We start from the raw sequence: 20,381 nt of genomic DNA, 5'->3' as shown, positions 1-20,381 counted from the left end.
GAAAGCGAACACCCGCCGGACGGGGCGTCCCCGTCCGGCTGCTTCATTGACGCGGAGGCGGCGTCCCGGTAAATCGGACGGCGTGAAGAAGCCTGCCGTCCGTTTCGTCCTCGCGCTCGTCATCACGCTCGCCTCCGCCGTCTGGCAGCGCCGCTCCGGACCGACGTACCCGGTGAGCGGGCGCGTCGCCGTCGGCGGGACTTCGATCGACCTGAAGCTCACGCGCACGCACGGCGGGCCGGGCGACCAGCCCGTCCGCGTCGCGGCTCCGGACGCCGCTCTCACGGGTGCGGTGGCGTTCCGCCGCTATCCGACGAACGACGACTGGACGGTCCTCCCGATGGCGCGCGCGGGTGCCGACCTCATCGCCGCGCTCCCCCATCAGCCGCCCGCGGGCAAGCTCGAGTACCAGGTTCGCCTCGCGAAGGGCGGCGAGACGGCGGTCTTCCCGCCGCGCCCCGCTGTCACGCGCTTCAAGGGCGACGTCGCCACGGCAATCCTCGTCCCGCACGTTCTCTGCATGTTCCTCGGGATGCTCTTCTCCACGGCCGCGGGCCTCGCGGCGCTCGCGGGCGCGCCCACCCGCCGCCTCGCCTGGATCACGTTCGGGCTCATCGCCGTCGGCGGCTTCATCCTCGGACCGATCGTCCAAAAGGCCGCGTTCGACGCGTACTGGACGGGCGTGCCGTTCGGCTGGGACCTCACGGACAACAAGACGCTCATCGCCGGCCTCTTCTGGGCGGGGGCGATCCTCGTCCAGCGCCCCGGCCGCCCCGCCCGCATCGAGATCCTCGCCGCCGCCGTCACGACGCTCCTCATCTTCGCGATCCCGCACTCGACGTGGGGATCGGAGATCAAGGAGACAGTGCAGAAGCCGCCTGAGGAGCCAGGGCTCGGGGCGGTCGCCCTCGCCTGACGACTCCTCGCCCTCTGCGGCCCTGCGTTCAGGCCGGACGCGTTCTGTCGGGTTACGAGCCTGTGGCTGCCGGTGCCGCCTTCGCGCTCCGGAGGTTGCGGGAAGCCCGGCCCCCCCGGCGGCATCTACGGATCCCCCGCCTCCTCTCCCCTCCTCGCTGCTTTCTGGCCGCCTGCTGCCGGCCCGGCCCTCGGCACCCCCTCACGCAGTCTGGTCGTCAATGTCACGGCGGCGCCGACGGCCCGGGCTGCTCGCGCCGCCGGCCTCAGCCACCGACCTACCCCCCCCCCCCCCAGAGGAGGAACAGCCGGTACGCCGGGTTCTTCGTCTCGTCCGTGTGGCGGTAGCCGAGCTCGGAGAGGAAGCGGCGGAACTTCGCGTCGTCCTTCTTCGGCACCTGGATGCCCGCGAGGACGCGGCCGTAGTCCGCGCCGTGGTTGCGGTAGTGGAAGAGGCTGATGTTCCAGTCGCTCCTGAGGTGGTCGAGGAAGTTCAGGAGCGCGCCGGGCCGCTCCGGGAACTCGAACCGCAGCAGACGCTCGTCGCGCGCCGCGGGCGCGCGGCCGCCCACGAGGTGCCTCACGTGGAGCTTCGCCATCTCGTTCTCGGAGAGGTCGAGGACGGGGAGACCCTTTCGCCGCAGCGCCGCGATGAGCGCCGCCGTCTGGCGCGGGTTCTCGACCTCGACGCCGACGAAGACGTGCGCGTCCCTCGCGTCGGCGTACCGGTAGTTGAACTCCGTGATGCTGCGCCGCCCGACGACCGCGCAGAACTCGCGGAAGGAGCCCGGACGCTCGGGGATCGTGACCGCGAGGATCGCCTCGCGCTTCTCGCCGAGCTGCGCGCGCTCGGCGACGAAGCGCAGCCGGTCGAAGTTCATGTTCGCGCCGCACGCGACGGCGACGAGCGTCTTGCCTTTGTCGTCTTCCGCTTCTCCGCCCACGCCTTGAGCCCCGCGACCGCGAGGGCGCCCGCCGGCTCGAGGATCGAGCGCGTGTCCTCGAAGACGTCCTTGATCGCCGCGCAGATCGCGTCGGTGTCCACGCGCACGACCTCGTCGAGAAGGTCGCGGCAGAGGCGGAAGGTCTCCTTGCCGACCTGCTTCACCGCGACGCCGTCCGCGAAGAGGCCGACGCGGTCGAGGCGCACGCGGCGGCCGGCGCGCAGCGACTGCCACATCGCGTCCGAGTCCACCGGCTCGACGCCGATGATCTTCGTCTTCGGGCTGATCCGCTTCACGTACGCCGCGACGCCCGCCGCGAGCCCGCCGCCGCCGATGGCGACGAAGATCGCGTCGACGCCGCCCGGATGCTGGCGGAGGATCTCCATGCCGACCGTGCCCTGCCCCGCGATGACGTCCGGGTCGTCGTACGGGTGGACGAACGTGCGCCTCTCGGCGCGGGCGATCCGCCTCGCCTCCGCGTATGCCTCGTCGTACGAGTCGCCCGTCAGGACGACGCGCGCGCCGCGGCTCTTCACCGCGTCCACCTTGATGCGCGGCGTCGTGACGGGCATGACGATCGTCGCGGAGCACCCGAGACGCTGCGCGGCGAGCGCGACGCCCTGGGCGTGATTGCCGGCCGAGGCCGCGATCACGCCGCGGCGGAGCGCCGCCGGCGTGAGCCGCGCCATCTTGTTGTACGCGCCGCGCAGCTTGAACGAGTGGACCGGCTGGAGGTCCTCGCGCTTGAGGAGGACCGTGTGTCCCGTGCGGCGCGAGAGCAGCGGCGCGACGTCGAGCGGCGTCTCCATCGCGACGTCGTAGACGCGCGCGGAGAGGATCCGCTCGAGGTACTCCTCTCCCGTCTTCGCGCGTTTCACGGACGGACCCGCGGCTTCAGCGGCGCCGGCCGCGGACGAGCCGGACCGGGGCGGGATAGCGCCGCGCCTCGCGCAGATCGCGCACGGGCGTGCACCACTCCTTCGAACGCGCATGCGCGCCGCGCACGGTCGCGTGGTACGCCTTCTGGAGCGCGAGCGTGACGGGGCCGGCGGCCCCCGTGCCGATCGTCCGGAAGTCGATCTCCCGGAGCGCCACCACCTCGGCGGCGGTGCCGCACACGAAGACCTCGTCGGCCATGTAGAGCTGGTCGCGCGCGATCGTCTGTTCGACGACCTCGTAGCCGAGCTCCTTTGCGAGGGTCAAGAGCGTGTCGCGCGTGATCCCCTCGAGGATGGGGGCGGACGGCGTGGTGACGATCCTGTCGTCCTTGACGACGAAGAGGTTCGCGCCCGTGCACTCGGCGACGTAGCCGGAGGGGTCCAGCATGATTGCCTCGTCGAACCCGAGCCGGACGGACTCCGTCTTCGCGAGGAAGCTGTTCACGTAGTTGCCGCTGATCTTCGCCTTCGTCATCGAGACGTTCGGGTGGTGGCGCGTGTAAGACGACACGTTCGCGCGCACGCCCTTCTCGAGCGCCGCGGCGCCGAGGTAGTTCTTCCACTCCCAGGCCGCGATGCCGATCGCGGGCTTCCCGCCGTCGAGGTTCAGGTTCCAGCCGCCGGCGTCGAGCCAGATCATCGGGCGCAGGTAGCATTCGGTGAACCCGTTCCTCGAGACAGTCTCCTTCGTCGCCTCGATCAGCTCCTCCTCGGAGAACGGCAGGGTGTCGAAGCCGAGGGCCTTCGCCGAGAGCCGCAAGCGGCGGATGTGCTCGGGCAGGCGGAAGACGGCGGGGCCGGCCTTCGTCTGGTAGCAGCGGATCCCTTCGAAGACGCCGATCCCGTAGTGGAGGCCGGGCGTGAGGAAGTGCAGCGTCGCGTCCTCGTAGCGGACGAAGTCGCCGTCTTTCCAGATCCATTTCGATTCCATTCCCATCACACCCTCACTGCGGCGCGCCGCAGGCCGCCTCGCGGCCCGGCGCCGTTTCCATCGTCGTCGTCGCGGCCGCCACCTCGTCGGCGATCGCCCGCGTCATCTCGCGCGTCCCGAGCGCGCGTACGCCCTTCTGCGCCAGGTCCGCCGTGCGCGCGCCCTTTTCGAGCGCGGCCTCGATCGCCCGGTGCACGGCGGCGGCCTCCTCGTGCAGGCCCAGCCCGTCGCCGAGCAGCATCGCCGCCGTCGCGATCGCGCCGATCGGGTTCGCGAGGTCGCGCCCCGCGATCTGCGGCGCGGAGCCGTGCACGGGCTCGAAGAGTCCCGGCCCGTCGCCGAGGCTCGCGGACGGCAGGAGGCCGAGCGAGCCCACGAGCGCGCCGCACTCGTCCGACAGGATGTCCCCGAAGAGGTTCTCCGTCACGAGGACGTCGAACGCCGACGGGAAGAGCACGAGGTTCATCGCGCACGAATCCACGAGCTGGTGCTCGAGCGTCACGTCCGGGTGGCGCTTGCCGACTTCCGTCGTGACGGCGCGCCAGAGCCGCGACGTCTCGAGGACGTTCGACTTGTCGACGGACGTGACCTTGTTCCGGCGCGTCGCCGCGAGGCGGAACGCCATCTCGGCGATGCGCTCGATCTCGGGCCGCGTGTAGGGAAGCGTGTTCACGGCCGTGCCTGCCGCGAGGTCGATCGAGCGCGGCGTGCCGAAGTAGAGGCCGCCGGTCAGCTCGCGCACCACGACGAGGTCGAGGCCGCGCGCGACCTCGGGCTTGAGCGGGCCCGCGTCCGCGAGCGCCTTGTAGAGGCGCGCGGGGCGGATGTTCGCGTAGACGCCCAGGGCCTTTCGAAGCTGGAGGAGGCCGTACTCGGGCCGCTGGTCGTACGGTGCGAGATCGTACGCGGGGTCGCCCACCGCGCCCATGAGAACCGCGTCCGCGTCACGGCACGCGACGAGCGTGTCCTCCGGAAGCGGCGTCCCCTTCTCGCGCAGGGCGCGCGCGCCGAGGAGCCACTCCGAGAAGACGAACGTGTGCCCGAAGCGCGCTTCCACCGCCTTCAGAACGGCGACGGCTCCCGCCGTCACCTCCGGGCCGATGCCGTCGCCCGGCAGAACCGCGATGCGCGCGCGCTTCCCCACTCAGACTCCGTAGCCGTAGCCGGCCTCTTCGGCGGCCGGAACGTCCTCAGCCCTCAGAGCCGCCGCCGCGGGCCGGGCCGAGGACGGGTGCGGGTGGACGGACGCGGCTCGCGCCGCGGGCACGCGTTTCATCGCGGACCAGAGCGAGACGAGATCCCGGTCGTGAACCACTTTCTGCCGATCCGCCAGCGCGATCATGCGCCTGTAGAGGTCGTCGAGCTCGTGGCGGGCCGGGACGATCCCGAGCGCCTCGCACCGCGCCTTCAGCGCGTGGCGGCCGGAGTGCTTGCCGAGGACCATCGTCGTTTTCGGGACGCCGACGTCCTCGGGCCGCATGATCTCGTACGTCCGGCGGTCCTTGAGGATGCCGTCCTGGTGGATGCCGGCCTCGTGCGCGAACGCGTTGCGGCCGACGATCGCCTTGTTCGCCTGGACGGCCTCGCCCGTGAGCTCCGTGAGGAGCTGGCTCGCCGAGTAGATCTGGCCCGGGACGATCCCCGTCGTGAACGGCAGCTTGTCGGGCCGCACGCGGAGCGTCATGACGATCTCCTCGAGGGACGCGTTGCCCGCGCGCTCGCCGACGCCGTTCACCGTGCATTCGATCTGGCGGCAGCCCGCCTCGATCGCCGCGAGGCTGTTCGCGACGGCGAGGCCGAGGTCGTTGTGGCAGTGCGCGGAGAAGACGACGCGCTCCGCGCCGCGCGTGCGTGTCCGAATCGCCGTGAAGAACTTGTAGATCTCGTCGGGCGTCGAGTAGCCGACGGTGTCCGGAAGGTTCACGGTCGTCGCGCCGGCCTGGATCACGGCCGTCACGACCGCGACGAGGTAGTCGACGTCGCTCCGCGTCGCGTCCTCGGCCGAGAACTCCACGTCGTCGACGTGCCGCCGCGCGCGGGCGACGGCGCGGGCCGCGGCCTCGAGGGCCTGGCCGCGCGACATGTGGAGCTTGTGCTCGAGGTGGAGGTCCGACGTCGCGATGAACGTGTGAAGGCGCGGCCGCGCGCAGCCATCGAGCGCCTGGAGCGCGCGGTCCACGTCGGCGTCCACGGCGCGCGCGAGCGCGGCCACCACGGGCCGGCGGACGGCCTTCGCGACGGCGCGGACGCCCGAGAAGTCGTCCTCCGAGGCGATCGGGAATCCGGCTTCGAGGATGTCCACTCCCAGCTCGTCGAGCTTCACGGCGAGGCGCACCTTTTCCGCCTCGCGCATCGAGAAGCCCGGCGCCTGCTCGCCGTCCCGGAGCGTCGTGTCGAAGATCGCGATGCGCGGCCGAACGTCGCCCTCCGCGTGCATGGTCAGGCCACCTTCCCGATCACGACGGGCTGCAGGAACGGCATCTTCTCGCGCAGCTCGGCGCCGACCGTCTCGAGGAGCTGCGTGCGCTCCTTCTCGCGCGTCGCCTCGAAGTTCGGGCGGCCCGCGCGGTTCTCGGCGATCCAGTTCTCGGCGTAGACGCCCTCCTGGATTTCCTCGAGGATCTTCTTCATCTCCTTGCGCGTCGCGTCCGTCACGATGCGCGGGCCGGCGGTGTAGTCGCCGTGCTCGGCCGTGTCGCTGATCGAGTAGCGCATGTAGTTCAGGCCGCCGCGGTACATCAGGTCGACGATGAGCTTCAGCTCGTGGAGGCACTCGAAGTAGGCGACCTCGGGCTGGTAGCCCGCGTCGACGAGCGTCTGGAACGCGGCCTTCACGAGGGCGGACGTGCCGCCGCAGAGGACGGCCTGCTCGCCGAAGAGGTCGGTCTCCGTCTCCTCGGCGAACGTCGTCTCGAGGACGCCGGCGCGCGTCGTCCCGAGCGCTTTCGCGTAGGCGAGCGCGTCCTCGCGCGCGTGGCCGCTCGCGTTCTGCTCGACGGCGAGGAGCGCCGGCGTGCCCGCGCCCTCCTGGTACAGCTCGCGAACGCGGTGGCCCGGCGACTTCGGCGCGATCATCGAGACGTCCACGTCGGGCGGCGGGACGATCTGGCCGAACCGGATGTTGAAGCCGTGCCCGAACATGACGGTCTTCCCCGCCTTCATGTGCGGCGCGATCGCCTCGTCCCAGAGCTGCTTCTGGCCGGTGTCGGGCGTGAGGATCATGACGATGTCCGCGCGCCTCACGGCCTCGTCCACCGGCAGGACCGTGAGGCCCTCGGCGCGCGCCTTCGCGGCGGACTTCGACGTCGCGTGGAGGCCCACGACGACCGAAACGCCGCTGTCGCGGAGGTTCAGCGCGTGCGCGTGCCCCTGGCTGCCGTACCCGATGATCGCGACCGTCCGGCCCTTGAGGCGGGAGATGTCGGCGTCCTTGTCGTACCAGATCGTGGCCATGAAGAAGTTCCTCGTCGAGTTAATGGTTCGGTTCGGATTACGCCGTTTTTTCTTCGAGTGTGAATTCCGATTGCGCGAGGGCGGCGGTGTCGCGCGACCGGACGACCTCGATCACGTCCTCGAGGCGCAAGAGCTGCTTCTGAAGGAGATTCGAGCGATCCTCGTCGGCTTCCGCGACGAGGACGAGCCTCGCGACCGGACCGCCTTCACACCCTTCGAAGAAAAAGCTCCGGATGGGCGCGCGCTGCCGCCTGAAAAGCGACTCCACCCTCGCCAGAAGGCCGGGAGCATCTTTCGCTTTGATTTCATAGGTCTCTTGCATCGCGCGCCTCCTGATCTCTCTCAGCTCTTCTTCCGGGGATCCGACACGACCATCGTGTCGATGGACTGGCCGGCGGGCCACATGGGGTAGCAGTTCTCGTTGCCGTCCGTCCGCACGTGGACGAGCGCGGGGCGGTCGTTCACGGCGAGCGCGGCCTCGTAGGCCGGGACGAGCTCCTCGGGACGGTTGACGCGGAACGCGGCGGCCCCGAACGCCTCGGCGAGCTTCGCGAAGTCGGGGTTCTTCAGCTCCACCGCGAAGAAGCGGCGCTCGTAGAAGAGGTCCTGCCACTGGCGGACCATCCCGAGGTTCTGGTTGTCGAGGACGATCACCTTGATCGGGAGGTTCTCCTCGACGGCCGTCGCCATCGCCTGCATCGTCTGCTGGAAGCTGCCGTCGCCGTTCAGGTTGATCACGAGGCGGTCGGGCATCCCGCACTGCGCGCCGATCGCGGCCGGGAGGCCGAAGCCCATCGTGCCGAGGCCGCCCGACGTGATGAACGTGTTCGGCTCGTCGCACTTCCAGAACTGCGCGGCCCACATCTGGTGCTGGCCGACGTCGGTCGTGACGATCGGACGGAGGCCGCGGGTCATCTTCCAGAGCGTCTCGATGGCGAACTGCGGGAGGATGACGTCGCCCGTCTGCTCGTAGGCGAGCGGCGCCTCGTCCTTCCACGCCGCGATCCGGTCGTGCCAGCCGTTCGTGTGCGGCGCGCCGACGAGCGGGAGCAGCTGCTTCAGCACCGTCTTCGCGTCGCCGTGCAGCGGGTAGTCCGCCTTGCGGATCTTCCCGATCTCGACCGGGTCGATGTCGAGGTGGACGATCTTCGCGTGCGGCGCGAACGTCGCGAGCTTGCCGGTGATGCGGTCGTCGAAGCGCGCGCCGAGCGCGATGATGAGGTCGCTCTCGTGCATCGCCCAGTTCGCGTACGCCGTGCCGTGCATCCCGAGCATCCCGAGGGAGAGCGGGTCCGTCTCGGGGAACGCGCCCTTGCCCATGAGCGTCGTCGTCACGGGGATTCGCGTCTTGTGCGCGAGGCGCCGCACCTCGGCGGACGCACCCGACGAGATCACGCCGCCGCCCACGTAGAGGACCGGGCGGCGCGCGTTCGAGATCGCGAAGGCCGCGCGGCGGAGCGACACCGCGTCCGCGCGCCTCTGAACGTCCGCGATGTTCGCAGGGTCGTCGTACGGGCCCTCGGACGCAACCTCGCCCTGCAGGACGTCGCGCGGCACGTCGACGAGGACGGGCCCCGGGCGCCCCATGGCCGCGACGCGGAACGCGTAACGGACCGTGGAGGCGACGTCGTCGGGCTCGAGGACGAGCCAGTTGTGCTTCGTGATTCCCTGCGTCATCCCGACGATGTCGGCTTCCTGGAAGCCGTCGCGGCCGAGAAGCGACGTCGCGACCTGCGCCGTGAGGGCGACGACGGGCGTCGAATCGAGCATCGCGTCCGTCAGGCCGGTGACGAGGTTCGTCGCGCCCGGGCCGGACGTCGCGAGGCACACGCCGGGGCGGCCCGTCGCGCGCGCAAAACCCTGCGCGGCGTGCGCGGCGCCCTGCTCGTGCCGCATGAGGAGGTGGCGGATCGGCGAGCTGTGGAGCGCGTCGTAAAGAGGCAGCGCGGCGCCGCCCGGGTGGCCGAAGATGTGCGTCACGCCCTGCGCGACCAGCTCGTCGGCCATCGCGCGCGCGGCGGTCGTGCGGACCTTCGGCTGGGCCTTCGCCTGCGCGGTCATGCGGTCCTCCCCGCGGGAACGGTGGTCGCCGGCTCGGACGCCTCGACTCCCGCGAACGTCCCGGTCACGGCGCCGTCGGAGGCCGACGAGACGAGGCGGGCGTACTTCGCGAGGACTCCGCCCGTCGCGCGCGGCGCGGGGGCGCGGTACGCGCGGCGGCGGGCGGCCATGTCGGCCTCGCCGATCTGGACGTCGAGGCGGCGCGCGACGACGTCCAGCGTCACGCGGTCGCCGTCCTTCACGTAGGCGATCGGACCGCCGGACGCGGCCTCGGGCGAGACGTGGCCCACCATGAAGCCGTGCGTCGCCCCGGAGAAGCGGCCGTCCGTCACGAGCGCGACGGACTCGCCGAGCCCCTGCCCCACGAGCGCGGCCGTCACGGCGAGCATCTCGGGCATCCCCGGCGCGCCCTTCGGCCCCTCGTTGCGGATCACGACGACGTCGCCGGCCACGATCGCGCGCGCCTGCACGGCCGCGAACGCCGCGATCTCGCCGTCGAACACCCGGGCCGGACCCGTGTGGCGCAGCCGCTCGTGTCCCGCGAGCTTCACGACGGCGCCCTCGGGCGCGAGCGTGCCGCGCAGGATCGCGAGCCCGCCGTGCGGCTTGAGCGCCTTCGACACCGGGCGGACGACTTCCTGCCCGGGCGTCTCGACGGCGTCCTCCGCCTCTTCGAAGAGCGTGCGGCCCGAGACGGTCTTCGCGTTCTTCAGGAGGCCCGCTTCCACGAGGCGCCGCGCGACGAGACGCGAGCCGCCCGCGCGGGCGAGGTCGGGCGCCGTGAAGCGGCCGCCCGGTTTGAGGTCGACGAAGAGCGGCGTCCGCGCCGAGATCGAGTCGAAGTCGTCGAGAACGAGCGGCACGCCCGCCTCGCGCGCGATCGCGAGAAGGTGGAGAACCGCGTTCGTCGAGCCGCCCGTCGCCGCGACGGACGCGATCGCGTTCTCGAACGCGGCGCGCGTCAGGATCTTCGACGGCGTGAGGCCGTCCTTCAGGCGGTCCATGACGAGCCTTCCCACGGCGCGCGCGACGCCCGCCTTGGCGGGGTCGGTCGCCGGGACGTCGTTCGCGCCCATCGGCGAGAGCCCGAGGAACGTCAGCGCCGTCGCCATCGTGTTCGCCGTGAACTGGCCGCCGCAGGCGCCCGCGCCGGGACACGCGCCGGCTTCGACGTCGCAGAGCTTTTCGTCGGAGATCTTCCCGGCCGCGTGCGCGCCGACGGCCTCGAAGACCTCCTGGATCGTGAGGTCCTTGCCCGCGACCTTCCCCGGCTCGATCGAGCCGCCGTAGAGGGCGACCGAGGGGATGTCGAGACGGGCCAGCGCCATCGCGGCGCCGGGGATCGTCTTGTCGCAGCCGCAGAGCGCGACGACGGCGTCGAGCGCGTGGCCGGAGACCGCCAGCTCGATCGAGTCCGCGATGACCTCGCGCGAGACGAGCGAGGCGCGCATGCCGTCCGTCCCCATCGAGATGCCGTCGGAGATCGCGATCGTCCCGAACTCGAACGGCGTGCCGCCGGCCTCGCGGATGCCGGCCTTGACCTCCTCGGCGAGCGCGCGCAGCGAGAAGTTGCACGGGCCGAGGTCCGTCCACGGGTGGACGACGGCGACGAGCGGGCGCTCGAGGTCGGCGGGCGTCAGGCCGGTCGCGCGCAGCATCGCGCGCGCGGGAGCCCGCGCCGGGCCTTTCTTGATCGCGTCGCTCTTCACGTTTTCCCTGGCCTCCATCCCGAATAGTCCGGACCCAAAAAAAAAGCCCCGCGGGTGCGGGGCGGTTGCTGGTGGTTTCTAAGGTCCCCGTCAGCCCGCCCCGATCCCCTCCGTAAGGACGAGAGGAATCTCCCCGATAAGGAGGACGACGACGGAGACGGCGCCGAGGTTCGAAATCACGAGGCGCATTGCACTCTTTCCGGGGCAAGTCGTCAAACTCATATTACTTTTGATATTATTAGCCCTGCTTATGGACGTAGCCGCCCTGCGCGTCTTCCTGATGGTGGCCGAGGAGAGGGGCTTCTCGAAGGCGGCCGTGCGCCTGTTCCGCACGCAGTCGGCCGTCAGCCAGGCCGTCCGCCGGCTCGAGGACGAGCTGAAAGCCGACCTTTTCGACCGCACGACGCACGACGTCCGGCTGACCGAGGCCGGCAAGACGCTCCTCGGCTACGCCGAGCGCGTCCTCGCCGTGGCAGAAGAGGCCGAGCGGGCCGTGCGCGACCTCAAGGACGTCAAGCGCGGGCGCGTCGTGATCGGCGCGAACGAGGCGGGCCTCGAGGTCGTGATCCCGCTCATCGGCCGCTTCCGCGAGACGCACCCGGGCGTCGAGTTCGAGGTGAAACGCTCGCCTTCGCGGCTCCTCGGGGCCGACGTCCTCGCCGTAGCGCTCGACTTCGGCGTCGTCGCCTTCGTGCCTCCCGAGGAGGGGCTGAAGACCGTCGTCCTCGCCTCCGACGAGCTCGTCGTCCTCTCGCTCCCGTCGCACCCGTTCGCGAAGAAACAGCGCGTCACTCTGGAGGAGTTCGGGCGCGAGACCGTCATCGCGCACAGCGACCCCTCGCCCGCCCGCGAGCGCGTGCTCCGCACGTACTCCGAGCGCGGCGTCGCTCTGAACATCAAGATCTCGCTGCCGAGCCTCGACGGCGTCAAGCGCGCGGTCGAGCGCGGGATGGGTGTCGCCCTGCTCCCCCGCCGCACGGCGCTCTCCGAGATCGAGGCCGGCCGCCTCGCGGCGACCACGCTGCCCGAGCTGCGCCGCCCGCGCGACCTGCGGCTCGTCTACCGCGCGGCCGGCAACTTCGGCCCCGCGGCGCACGCGTTCCTGGAGATGGTGCGGGAGGCCCGCGCCTCCGAGCGCTGAGCCTTCACGCGGTCGGAAAGGTCAGGGGCCCGCGACGCAGACGAACTGGCCATTCGGCTTCTGGAAGGCGACCTGCCCCGCCGGACAAGCGAATGGCGTCTTCGCCGGAAGCCCTTTGCACTCGCCAATTCCCGGTTTCGTCGTCGTGTCGAAGAACCTGCCCGGCGGGCACGGGTTTGCGTCCCCGGCGATACAGGTGAAGTTCCCGTCCGCCTTCTGGAAGGCGACCTGCCCCGCCGGACACGCGGGCGGCGTACGCGCGGGCAGCGGCTTGCACGCCAGGTGCCCCGAAGAGGCTGTCTTTTCGAGGACCTGGCCCTGCGGGCACGGCTTCGCGTCGGGCGCGATGCAGGTGAGCTGGCCGTCCGCCTTCTGGAAGACGACCTGCGGCGCCGGACACGAGTACGGCGTCTTCGTCGGAAGCGGCCCGCACACCGCAACTCCCGGCTTCGTCGTCTTGTCGAGAATCCGGCCCGGCGGGCACGGGTTTGCGTCCGCGGCGATACAGGTGAAGTTCCCGTCCGTCTTCTGAAAGACGATCTGCCCCGCCGGACACGCGAACGCGGCCTTCCTCACGGCGGGTACCGGCTTGCGGGTCTCCGCAAACGTCCCCTGTGCGGCGAGCGGGGCAGCAGCGGTCAAGCCGAGGGCGAGAACGGCTCGGAGAGGTCGAACTGCATGCATCGTGGACGGAGCTTATCCCGGGCTCTCGTGATTCAACTGCATCAGGGCCGGCGCGCGGCCGGGCACCCATGTGTTGAGCACTGACCCGAGGTCGGCTCCGGTGTGCCCAAGCGGACATACGCGGCTGACCTCCGGAGCGCCCCGAGCCAGCAAGGAGGAGTCATGCTGCGAAAACTCGCGGCCCTTGCTGTTTGTGCCCTCGCCGTCATCGCGTTCCCGACCAACGCCGCAAAGCCCGATGCGAACGTGCCCGTCACGATGATGACCCAGAACATGGATGACGGGACGGACCTGACGTACATCATCGGAGTCCTGACGGGTCAGTTCCCCGCGACCGTTGCCGAGGCCGTCGACCTCACCTTCGCCGAGCTCCAGGCGAGCAACTTCGAGGGACGCGCCAAGGTGATGGCGGCCCGGATCGCCGCCAAGAAGCCCGACATCCTCGCCCTCCAGGAAGCCGTTCTCTGGAGGTTCGGGCCCGATCCCGACACGGCCGACTTCCCCGTCTTCGACCAACTCGCCCTTCTCCAGGCGGCGCTCGTGAAGGCCCGCGCCCCCTACGACCTCGTCGCGGTCCAGTCGCTGAACGACCTCGCGCTGCCGGGCGACCTGATCGGCGGCGCCCTCCGATTCACCGACCGGAACGCCGTCCTCGTCCGCTCCGATCTGAAACGGCCGAAGTTCTACCTGGACAACCTCCAGACGCATACGTTCGTCAATTTCCTCCCGTTCGCGCCGGGCCTGAACGTGATCGCGGGCTACATCTCCGGCGAAGTCCACGTGGGCGACAAGTGGTTCCGTTTCGCGACGACTCATCTCGAGACTCCGATCGCGGGCGTTCCGGCGGCGACTCTCGTCCAGATGGCGCAGGCGGAGGAGCTGATCCTGGCGATGCAGGGCGGCACGACCCCGGTCGTGATCTGCGGCGACTTCAACTCCGACGCGAACCACGGCGGCTTCGTGGACGACACGCCGACGGTCGGCATCTTCGAGGCCGCCGGATATACGGAGGGCTGGCCGGCGACCCACGGCCGGGGTGACCTCGGGCTCACATGGCCGCTCTACCTCGAGGACCAGTACCCGGCGCCCCCGTTCTTCGCCGAGTCGAAGCCCTTCGAACGGATCGACCTCTTCTTCTTCAAGGGTGACATCCGGTTGATCAACTCCGAGCGCGTGATCGCGCCCGTCCAGGGCCACTCCATGCCGCCCTACGCGTCCGACCACGCCGGCGTGATCGCGACCTTCAAGCCGTAGGCTAGAACCCGGCCACGTAGGGCAGGCGCTTCGCCAGCTGCTCGACCGCCTCGAAGCGGTCGAGCAGCATCGAGGTGCCGTCCCAGTGCCCGGAGAGGAACGCCTGGCGCGCGTTTTCCGGCATCGCGACCTCGAACGTCGCCTCGCCCACCGCGAGCGTCTTCGTCTCGAGGTCGAGGGCGAGCATCCGTGCGGGATCCCGCGCGACCAGCTTCTGCAGCGCCGCCATCGCGTCGTGCGGAAGCGTCACGCACGGCAGGCCGATCGCGACGGAGTTTCCGAAGAAGATCTCCGAGTACGACTCGCCCACGACCGCCTTGATCCCGCCGCGCAGCAGCGCCTGCGGCGCGTGCTCGCGGGAGGAGCCGCAGCCGAAGTTGCGGTTCACGAGGAGGAGCGACGCGCCGGAGAACCTCGAGTCGTCGAAGGAGTGGACCTCGCCCCGCGCCGTCGCGGCCTTGCGGTCGTCCTCGAAGGCGTGCGCGCCGAGGCCGTCGAACGTCACGGAGACGAGGAAGCGCGCCGGGATGATCCGGTCCGTGTCGATGTCGTCGCCGGCGAGCGGGCGCGCCGTGCCCGAAACGCGGCGGATCGCGGGCAGGCTCATCGCGCGCCCCCGAGCAGCGTTCGCACGTCCGCGACCTCGCCTGCGACCGCGGCCGCCGCGACCATCGCCGGGCTCATGAGGAGCGTGCGGCCCGTCGGGCTGCCCTGCCGGCCCTTGAAGTTGCGGTTCGAGGACGACGCGCAGACCTGCCGCCCCTCGAGACGGTCGGGGTTCATCGCGAGGCACATCGAGCAGCCCGCGCCGCGCCACTCGAAGCCGGCCTCGCGGAAGATCGCGTCGAGGCCTTCCTTCTCGGCGGCGGCGCGGACGGCGTTCGATCCCGGCACCGCGAGCGCCTTGACGCCCTTCGCGACCTTCCGCCCCTTCACGACGCGCGCGGCCTCACGCAGGTCCGAGAGGCGCCCGTTCGTGCACGAGCCGATGAACGCGACGTCGATCTTCGTCCCCGCGATCGCCTCGCCGCCCGCGAAGCCCATGTAGTCCAGAGCCTCCGCGATCTGGGCCCGGCCGTCGGGAGGGGCGTCGGCTGCCTTCGGCACGCGGCCGGAGATCCCCGCGCTCTGCGAAGGGTTGATCCCCCACGTCACGTGCGGCTCCAGCGCCCCGCCGTCCAGCGTCACGCGGTCGTCGTACGCGGCGTCGGCGTCGGAGGCCATCGAGCCCCACCACGCGACGGCCCGCTCCCAGGCATCGCCCTTCGGAGCGGCCGGCCGGCCCTTCAGGTACGCGAACGTCGTCGCGTCGGGGTTCACGTAGCCCGCGCGCGCGCCGCCCTCGATCGACATGTTGCAGAGCGTCATCCGCTCGTCCATCGACATCGCGTCCACGGCCTCGCCGCCGTACTCGTACGCGTAGCCGGCGCCCGCCTTGACGCCGAGCGTCCGGATGATCGCGAGGATGACGTCCTTGGCGTAGACGCCGGGCGCGAGACGCCCGGCGACGTCGATCCGGCGGAGCCTCATCGGGTCCATCGCGAGGCACTGCGAGGCGAGGACGTCGCGCACCTGCGACGTGCCGATCCCGAACGCGAGCGCACCGAACGCCCCGTGCGTGGACGTGTGACTGTCGCCGCACGCGATCGTCATTCCCGGCTGCGTGAAGCCGAGCTCGGGCCCGACCACGTGGACGATGCCCTGCTCCGGCGCGCCGAGGTCGTAGAGCGGCACGCCGAAGTCGCGGCAGTTCCGCTGGAGCGAGACGAGCATCTCCTCCGCCTGCGCGTCGGCGAACGGACGCGCGAGGCTGAGAGTCGGGATGATGTGGTCGACGGTCGCGACCGTGCGCGACGGGAACGCCACCTTCCAGCCGTTCTCCTTCAGCATCGCGAACGCCTGCGGGCTCGTGACCTCGTGGACCAGGTGCAGGCCGACGAAAAGCTGCGTCTGACCCGTCGGGAGCTTCCGGACGGCGTGGAGGTCCCAGACCTTCGAGAGCAGCGAGCGGCCCATCGCATTCAGCCTAGCAAAGAAGAGGAAGAGAAGATTTCTTAGAAAGTAAGAGGGGGCGTCCGCGGGCTAGGATCGCCCACGAATGGAAGAAACCCCGGCGCCGCTCGCTGCTGCACTCGCCGCGGCCGTCGGGCAGGACCGCGTTCTCACGCGCGCGATCGACCGGATTGCGTGGGCGTCCGACGCGAGCTTCTACCGCCTCGTGCCGAAGGCCGTCGTCCACGCGAGAAGTGCCGACGAGGTCCGGCGCCTCTTCGCGGTGTCGCGGGCTCACGGCGTGCCGCTCGTCTTCCGCGGGGCCGGAACCAGCCTCTCGGGGCAGTCCGTCACGGACGGCGTCCTCGTCGAGACGGCGCGCGGCTTCCGCGGCCTGACGGTCGAGGGCGACGGGGCGCGCATCCGCGTCCAGCCGGGCGTGATCGGCGCGCACGCGAACCGCGCCCTGAAGCCGTTCGGCCGGAAGATCGGGCCCGACCCCGCGTCCATCGCCACGTGCACGCTCGGCGGCATCGTCGCGAACAACGCGAGCGGGATGTGCTGCGGCGTCGCGCAGAACGCGTACCACACGCTCGAGTCGCTCACGTTCCTGCTTCCCTACGGCACGGCGATCGACACCGCGAGCCCCGAGGCGGACAACGTCCTCCGCGCGAAGGAGCCGGCGCTGTGGCAGGGCCTCGCCGACCTGCGCGCGCGCGTCGTCTCCGACGCGGCGCTCGCGGCGCGCATCCGCGCGAAGTACCGGACGAAGAACACGACCGGCTACGCGCTCAACGCCTTCCTCGACTTCGAACGCCCGGTGGACGTCTTCGCGCGCCTCCTCGTGGGGTCGGAGGGCACCCTCGCCTTCCTCTCGGAAGCGGTCCTGGCCACGGTGCCCGACCTTCCGGTCAAGGTCACGGGCCTCCTCCTCTTCCCCGATCTCCACGCGGCCTGCGCCGCGATCGTCCCGCTCAACGCGGCCGGTGCGAAGGCGCTGGAGGTCATGGACCGCGCGGCCCTGCGCTCCGTCGAGAACGAGCCGGGCGTGCCCGCCGCTCTGCGCACGCTCCCGCCGGGCGCCGCCGGCCTCCTCGCGGAGTTTCAGGCCGCGCGCGAGGACGAGCGCGAGAAGCTCGGACGCGCCGCGAACGCGGCCGCGGCCGGCCTGACGCTCGTGGAGCCCGCGCGCTTCACGCACGATGCCGCCGAGCAGGCGCGCCTCTGGCGCGTGCGGCAGGGGATGTTCCCGTCGGTCGGCGCGGTCCGAAAGAGCGGGACGACCGTCATCATCGAGGATGTCGCTTTCCCGGTGGAGCGCCTCGCCGACGCGGCGACGGACCTCACGGCCCTCTTCGCGAAGCACGGCTACGCCGACGCGATCATCTTCGGCCACGCCCGCGACGGGAACCTGCACTTCGTCCTCTCACAGTCCTTCCGCGACGCGCGCGCCGTCGCGCAGTACGCCCGCCTGATGGAAGACGTCGTGCGGCTCGTCGTCGAGCGCTACGACGGCGCGCTCAAGGCCGAGCACGGCACGGGCCGGAACATGGCGCCGTTCGTGGAGACGGAGTGGGGGCCCGACGCGTACGCCGTCATGAAGCGCGTCAAGGAGCTGGCCGACCCCTCCGGGCTCCTCAACCCCGGCGTCCTCCTGAACGCCGACCCGCGCGCGCACCTGAAGGATCTCAAGCCGATCCCGTCCGTCGAGGACGAGGTCGACCGCTGCATCGAGTGCGGCTTCTGCGAACCGCTGTGCCCGAGCCGCGACCTCACGCTCACCCCGCGCCAGCGCATCGTCGTGCGCCGCGAGCTGGCGCGCCTCGACGACACGCGCGGCGATCCCGACCTTCGCGCCTCCCTCGAAGCCGACTTCCCGTACGACGCGCTCGACACGTGCGCCGTGGACGGGCTCTGCGCGACCGCCTGCCCGGTCAAGATCGACACGGGGCAGCTCACGAAGCGTTTCCGCGCGGCGCGGCACCCGGCCGCGGCGCGAACGGCCGCCGCGCTCGTCGCACGCGCGTTTCGTTTGGTGGAGCCGGCGCTGCGCATGGGCCTGCGCATGGGGCACGCCGTGCAGTCGCTCCTCGGGGCGCGGGCGATGACGGGCCTCACGCGGGCGCTGAGGGCGGTCGCGGGCGGTTCGTTCCCGCTCTGGAGCGCCGAGATGCCGCGCGCCGCGAGCGTCATGCGGGCTCGGACGTCCGCGGCGGGAGCGCAGGCGATCTACTTCCCGTCCTGCATCTCGCGGACGATGGGACCCGAGGCCGGCGACGACACGCCGCCGCTCGTGGACACGGTCGTCGCGCTCGCGGCGCGCGCCGGCGTCGCCGTGCACGTCCCACCGGACGCCGCCGGGACGTGCTGCGGTGTTCCGTTCTCGTCGAAGGGCTACGCCGAGGCGCACGCGCTCGCCGCGAACCGCGCGATCGCGAACTTCTGGCGCTGGTCCGACGCCGGGCGGCTGCCCGTCTTCGTCGACACCAGCCCGTGCACGTACGGCCTCCTCCATTCGCGCGAGGCCCTCACGGAGGAGAACCGGAAGCGCTTCGACGCGCTCACGATCCTCGACGGCGTCGCGTTCGTCCACGACGTCCTCCTGCCGAAACTCACCGTGACGCGCCGCGAGCCCTCGGCCGTGCTGCATCCCGTCTGTTCCCTCGTGAAGATGGGCCTCGTCCCGAAGCTCGAGGCGGTGGCGCGCGCGTGCGCCGAGGAAGCCGTGGTCCCGAAGGACGCGGGCTGCTGCGGCTTCGCCGGTGACCGCGGCTTTCTCGTCCCCGAGCTGACCGCCTCGGCGACGCGCCTCGAGGCCGCGGAGGTGAAAGAGGGTGCCCGCGCCGCGGGGCACTGGTCGTCCAGCCGCACGTGCGAGGCCGGCCTCTCGCGCGCGACGGGCGAGCGCTACCGCTCCTTCGTTCACCTCGTCGAGCGCGCGACGCGTCCCGGGCTTTCCTGACGCGGAGGAACCTTTTCGCGCGGCCCGGCGTCTCTCCGGCACCTGGAAGGAGGACCTTCATGCGCCTCGCCGCCGCCGCCCTCGTGCTCGTCGCGTTCGCCCCTCCCGCGGAGGCTTCCGTCCCGCCGGACGCGCTCGCGAAGGCCGTCGAGTCGGTCGTCGCGCCGCTCGCGGAGAGAGACGTCTTCAGCGGCGTCGTTCTCGTGGCGCGGGGAGACGAGGTCCTGTTCGAGAAAGCGTGGGGGATGGCGAACCAGGAGTTCTCCGTCCCGAACCGCCCGGACACGCGATTCCGGATCGCGTCCATCACGAAGCGGTTCACGATGCTCCTCTTCCAGCAGCTCGCCGCCGAGAAGAAGCTCTCGCTCGACGACCCGCTCGCGAAGTGGGCCCCCGCGTTCCCGAAGGCCGACCGGATCACGGTCTCGCAACTCCTGAACCACAAGTCCGGGATCCGCGACCCGGAGAGCCTGCGGAGGACGATCCCGGCGAGCCTCACCCCGGAGGAGGTCGTCGCGCTGCTCGCGAAGACGCCGCTCGCGAGCGAGCCCGGCGAAACGTTTTTCTACACGACGGCGAACTACGCGGTCCTCGCTTACGTTCTCGAGCGCGTCGAGGGGGCGTCGTTCGCAGCCGTCATCAAGAGGCGCCTCTACGCGCCCGCAGGCATGACGGACGCCGGCGACCTCGACACGCTTTCCGTCGTTCCGCGTCTCGCGTCCGGCTACATGCCCGACCCGCTCGCGGCGCGAGGGCTCGCTGTGAGCGGCCCCGAGGACGCGTCCTGGAAAGTCGGCGGCGGTTCGGGGTACGCGACGGCGCGCGACCTCCTGCGCTTCCACCGCGCGCTCGCCGCGGGCAAGCTCCTGCCCGCAGGGACCGACCCCCTCGCCGTCTTCCCGCCGACGAAGGCGCGCGGCCGGCGCGTGATCTCCTCGAGCGGAGCGTTTCCCGGCGCGAACGCGCGCACGCTCTGGTTCCCCGATGACGGCGTGACGGTCGTCGTCCTCTCGAACAACTACGCGAACGTCACGGGGCCGATCGCCGATTCCGCGGCGGCGGCCGCGTTCGGGGAGAGCGTCAAGCCCGTCGAGCCGCCCGCGCGCGGCGAGGCGGCGCCGCTCGACCCCCGGATCGCCGGGTCGTATCTCGTGGAGAGCTTCCCGATGCCGGTGACGCTCGAGGCTTCGCACGGGAAGGCCGTCGCCACGTGGAGCGCGTCGCGCGTGAGCGCCCTGCTGCGCACCGGCCCCGACGAATGGTTCATGCCGCTCGACTGGGCGACCCTGAAGCTCATCGCGGGCGAAGGGGGCGCGCCCGAGCTCGTGGTGACGGCCCCGTGGATCGGCAAGCCGATCAAGGTGACGCGCGTGCCGCAGAAGCCGTAATCTCCCCCC

15 protein-coding genes and 1 pseudogene are annotated in these 20,381 nt (G+C 71.2%); 6 read left to right on the top strand and 10 right to left on the bottom strand.

Annotation, left to right across the window (positions count from 1 at the left end; genetic code table 11):
- The first annotated feature begins 82 nt into the window (after window positions 1-82).
- Entirely contained in the window at window positions 83-916 is an 834-nt protein-coding gene (locus IPL89_14580) for a hypothetical protein (GenBank protein ID MBK9064400.1), read from the top strand.
- Between the two features lie 277 nt (window positions 917-1,193).
- Here the strand turns inward: IPL89_14580 and ilvA are convergent.
- The 5 genes and pseudogenes from ilvA to ilvC form a co-directional block, all read right to left on the bottom strand.
- Window positions 1,194-2,851: pseudogene (gene ilvA, locus IPL89_14575) on the bottom strand (threonine ammonia-lyase, biosynthetic).
- Window positions 2,754-3,734 (bottom strand): branched-chain amino acid transaminase, encoded by a 981-nt coding sequence (locus tag IPL89_14570; protein MBK9064399.1) that lies wholly within the window; start codon window positions 3,732-3,734, stop codon window positions 2,754-2,756. The pseudogene ilvA and the gene IPL89_14570 overlap by 98 nt, the downstream one beginning before the upstream one ends.
- A gap of 7 nt (window positions 3,735-3,741) precedes the next feature.
- Window positions 3,742-4,845, bottom strand: a complete 1,104-nt coding sequence (leuB, locus tag IPL89_14565) for a 3-isopropylmalate dehydrogenase (GenBank protein MBK9064398.1) — start codon at window positions 4,843-4,845, stop codon at window positions 3,742-3,744.
- A 27-nt stretch (window positions 4,846-4,872) separates the two neighbouring features.
- A complete protein-coding gene (locus IPL89_14560) occupies window positions 4,873-6,165 on the bottom strand; it encodes a 2-isopropylmalate synthase (protein MBK9064397.1) in 1,293 nt (430 codons plus the stop codon).
- Between the two features lie 2 nt (window positions 6,166-6,167).
- Window positions 6,168-7,181, bottom strand: a complete 1,014-nt coding sequence (gene ilvC, locus IPL89_14555; GenBank protein MBK9064396.1) for a ketol-acid reductoisomerase — start codon at window positions 7,179-7,181, stop codon at window positions 6,168-6,170.
- On the opposite strand from ilvC, the gene IPL89_14550 reads away from it, so the two are divergent.
- Window positions 7,180-7,593, top strand: a complete 414-nt coding sequence (locus tag IPL89_14550) for a hypothetical protein (GenBank protein MBK9064395.1) — start codon at window positions 7,180-7,182, stop codon at window positions 7,591-7,593. The two genes, ilvC and IPL89_14550, sit on opposite strands and share 2 nt — an antisense overlap.
- Here IPL89_14550 and ilvB read toward each other — a convergent pair.
- Both ilvB and ilvD read right to left on the bottom strand, forming a co-directional pair.
- Window positions 7,524-9,188, bottom strand: coding sequence for a biosynthetic-type acetolactate synthase large subunit (ilvB, locus tag IPL89_14545; GenBank protein ID MBK9064394.1), 1,665 nt, complete (start codon window positions 9,186-9,188; stop codon window positions 7,524-7,526). The two genes, IPL89_14550 and ilvB, sit on opposite strands and share 70 nt — an antisense overlap.
- Window positions 9,189-9,238: 50 nt before the next feature.
- Window positions 9,239-10,969 carry a dihydroxy-acid dehydratase gene (gene ilvD, locus IPL89_14540; GenBank protein ID MBK9064393.1) on the bottom strand — a complete coding sequence of 577 codons (1,731 nt, stop codon included), beginning with the start codon at window positions 10,967-10,969 and terminating at the stop codon, window positions 9,239-9,241.
- 232 nt (window positions 10,970-11,201) lie between these two features.
- On the opposite strand from ilvD, the gene IPL89_14535 reads away from it, so the two are divergent.
- Window positions 11,202-12,092, top strand: coding sequence for a LysR family transcriptional regulator (locus IPL89_14535; protein MBK9064392.1), 891 nt, complete (start codon window positions 11,202-11,204; stop codon window positions 12,090-12,092).
- 21 nt (window positions 12,093-12,113) lie between these two features.
- On the opposite strand, the gene IPL89_14530 is transcribed toward IPL89_14535, so the two are convergent.
- Complete coding sequence (locus tag IPL89_14530) at window positions 12,114-12,734, bottom strand: hypothetical protein (protein MBK9064391.1); 621 nt, start codon at window positions 12,732-12,734, stop codon at window positions 12,114-12,116.
- A 204-nt stretch (window positions 12,735-12,938) separates the two neighbouring features.
- Here IPL89_14530 and IPL89_14525 point away from each other — a divergent pair, with 204 nt between their 5' ends.
- Window positions 12,939-14,030, top strand: coding sequence for an endonuclease/exonuclease/phosphatase family protein (locus IPL89_14525; GenBank protein MBK9064390.1), 1,092 nt, complete (start codon window positions 12,939-12,941; stop codon window positions 14,028-14,030).
- 1 nt (window position 14,031) lies between these two features.
- Here IPL89_14525 and IPL89_14520 read toward each other — a convergent pair whose 3' ends face one another.
- Both IPL89_14520 and leuC read right to left on the bottom strand, forming a co-directional pair.
- On the bottom strand, window positions 14,032-14,637 hold the full coding sequence (locus tag IPL89_14520; GenBank protein ID MBK9064389.1) for a 3-isopropylmalate dehydratase small subunit: 606 nt from the start codon (window positions 14,635-14,637) through the stop codon (window positions 14,032-14,034).
- Window positions 14,634-16,046, bottom strand: coding sequence for a 3-isopropylmalate dehydratase large subunit (gene leuC / locus IPL89_14515; GenBank protein MBK9064388.1), 1,413 nt, complete (start codon window positions 16,044-16,046; stop codon window positions 14,634-14,636). Before leuC ends, IPL89_14520 begins: the two co-directional genes overlap by 4 nt.
- 82 nt (window positions 16,047-16,128) lie before the next feature.
- Between leuC and IPL89_14510 the strand changes: the two genes are divergently transcribed.
- Both IPL89_14510 and IPL89_14505 read left to right on the top strand, forming a co-directional pair.
- Window positions 16,129-18,984, top strand: a complete 2,856-nt coding sequence (locus IPL89_14510; protein MBK9064387.1) for an FAD-binding oxidoreductase — start codon at window positions 16,129-16,131, stop codon at window positions 18,982-18,984.
- Between the two features lie 59 nt (window positions 18,985-19,043).
- A complete protein-coding gene (locus tag IPL89_14505; GenBank protein MBK9064386.1) occupies window positions 19,044-20,372 on the top strand; it encodes a beta-lactamase family protein in 1,329 nt (442 codons plus the stop codon).
- Window positions 20,373-20,381 lie beyond the last annotated feature (9 nt).

The sequence above is a fragment of the Acidobacteriota bacterium genome (genome assembly GCA_016716715.1).
Taxonomy (GTDB): Bacteria; Acidobacteriota; Thermoanaerobaculia; order UBA5066; family UBA5066; genus Fen-183.
The sequence above is the reverse complement of the archived record's forward strand: the minus strand, read 5'-3'. Positions and strand labels throughout refer to the sequence as shown.

What these genes read in the sequence shown, in the direction of transcription:
- IPL89_14570 (MBK9064399.1), bottom strand. Translation starts at nt 3,734, where the DNA reads ATGGGAATGGAATCGAAATGGATCTGGAAAGACGGCGACTTCGTCCGC.
- IPL89_14560 (MBK9064397.1), bottom strand. Translation starts at nt 6,165, where the DNA reads ATGCACGCGGAGGGCGACGTTCGGCCGCGCATCGCGATCTTCGACACG.
- IPL89_14550 (MBK9064395.1), top strand. Translation starts at nt 7,180, where the DNA reads ATGAAGAAGTTCCTCGTCGAGTTAATGGTTCGGTTCGGATTACGCCGT.
- ilvC (MBK9064396.1), bottom strand. Translation starts at nt 7,181, where the DNA reads ATGGCCACGATCTGGTACGACAAGGACGCCGACATCTCCCGCCTCAAG.
- ilvB (MBK9064394.1), bottom strand. Translation starts at nt 9,188, where the DNA reads ATGGCCGACGAGCTGGTCGCGCAGGGCGTGACGCACATCTTCGGCCAC.
- ilvD (MBK9064393.1), bottom strand. Translation starts at nt 10,969, where the DNA reads ATGGAGGCCAGGGAAAACGTGAAGAGCGACGCGATCAAGAAAGGCCCG.
- IPL89_14535 (MBK9064392.1), top strand. Translation starts at nt 11,202, where the DNA reads ATGGACGTAGCCGCCCTGCGCGTCTTCCTGATGGTGGCCGAGGAGAGG.
- IPL89_14525 (MBK9064390.1), top strand. Translation starts at nt 12,939, where the DNA reads ATGCTGCGAAAACTCGCGGCCCTTGCTGTTTGTGCCCTCGCCGTCATC.
- IPL89_14520 (MBK9064389.1), bottom strand. Translation starts at nt 14,637, where the DNA reads ATGAGCCTGCCCGCGATCCGCCGCGTTTCGGGCACGGCGCGCCCGCTC.
- leuC (MBK9064388.1), bottom strand. Translation starts at nt 16,046, where the DNA reads ATGGGCCGCTCGCTGCTCTCGAAGGTCTGGGACCTCCACGCCGTCCGG.
- IPL89_14510 (MBK9064387.1), top strand. Translation starts at nt 16,129, where the DNA reads ATGGAAGAAACCCCGGCGCCGCTCGCTGCTGCACTCGCCGCGGCCGTC.
- IPL89_14505 (MBK9064386.1), top strand. Translation starts at nt 19,044, where the DNA reads ATGCGCCTCGCCGCCGCCGCCCTCGTGCTCGTCGCGTTCGCCCCTCCC.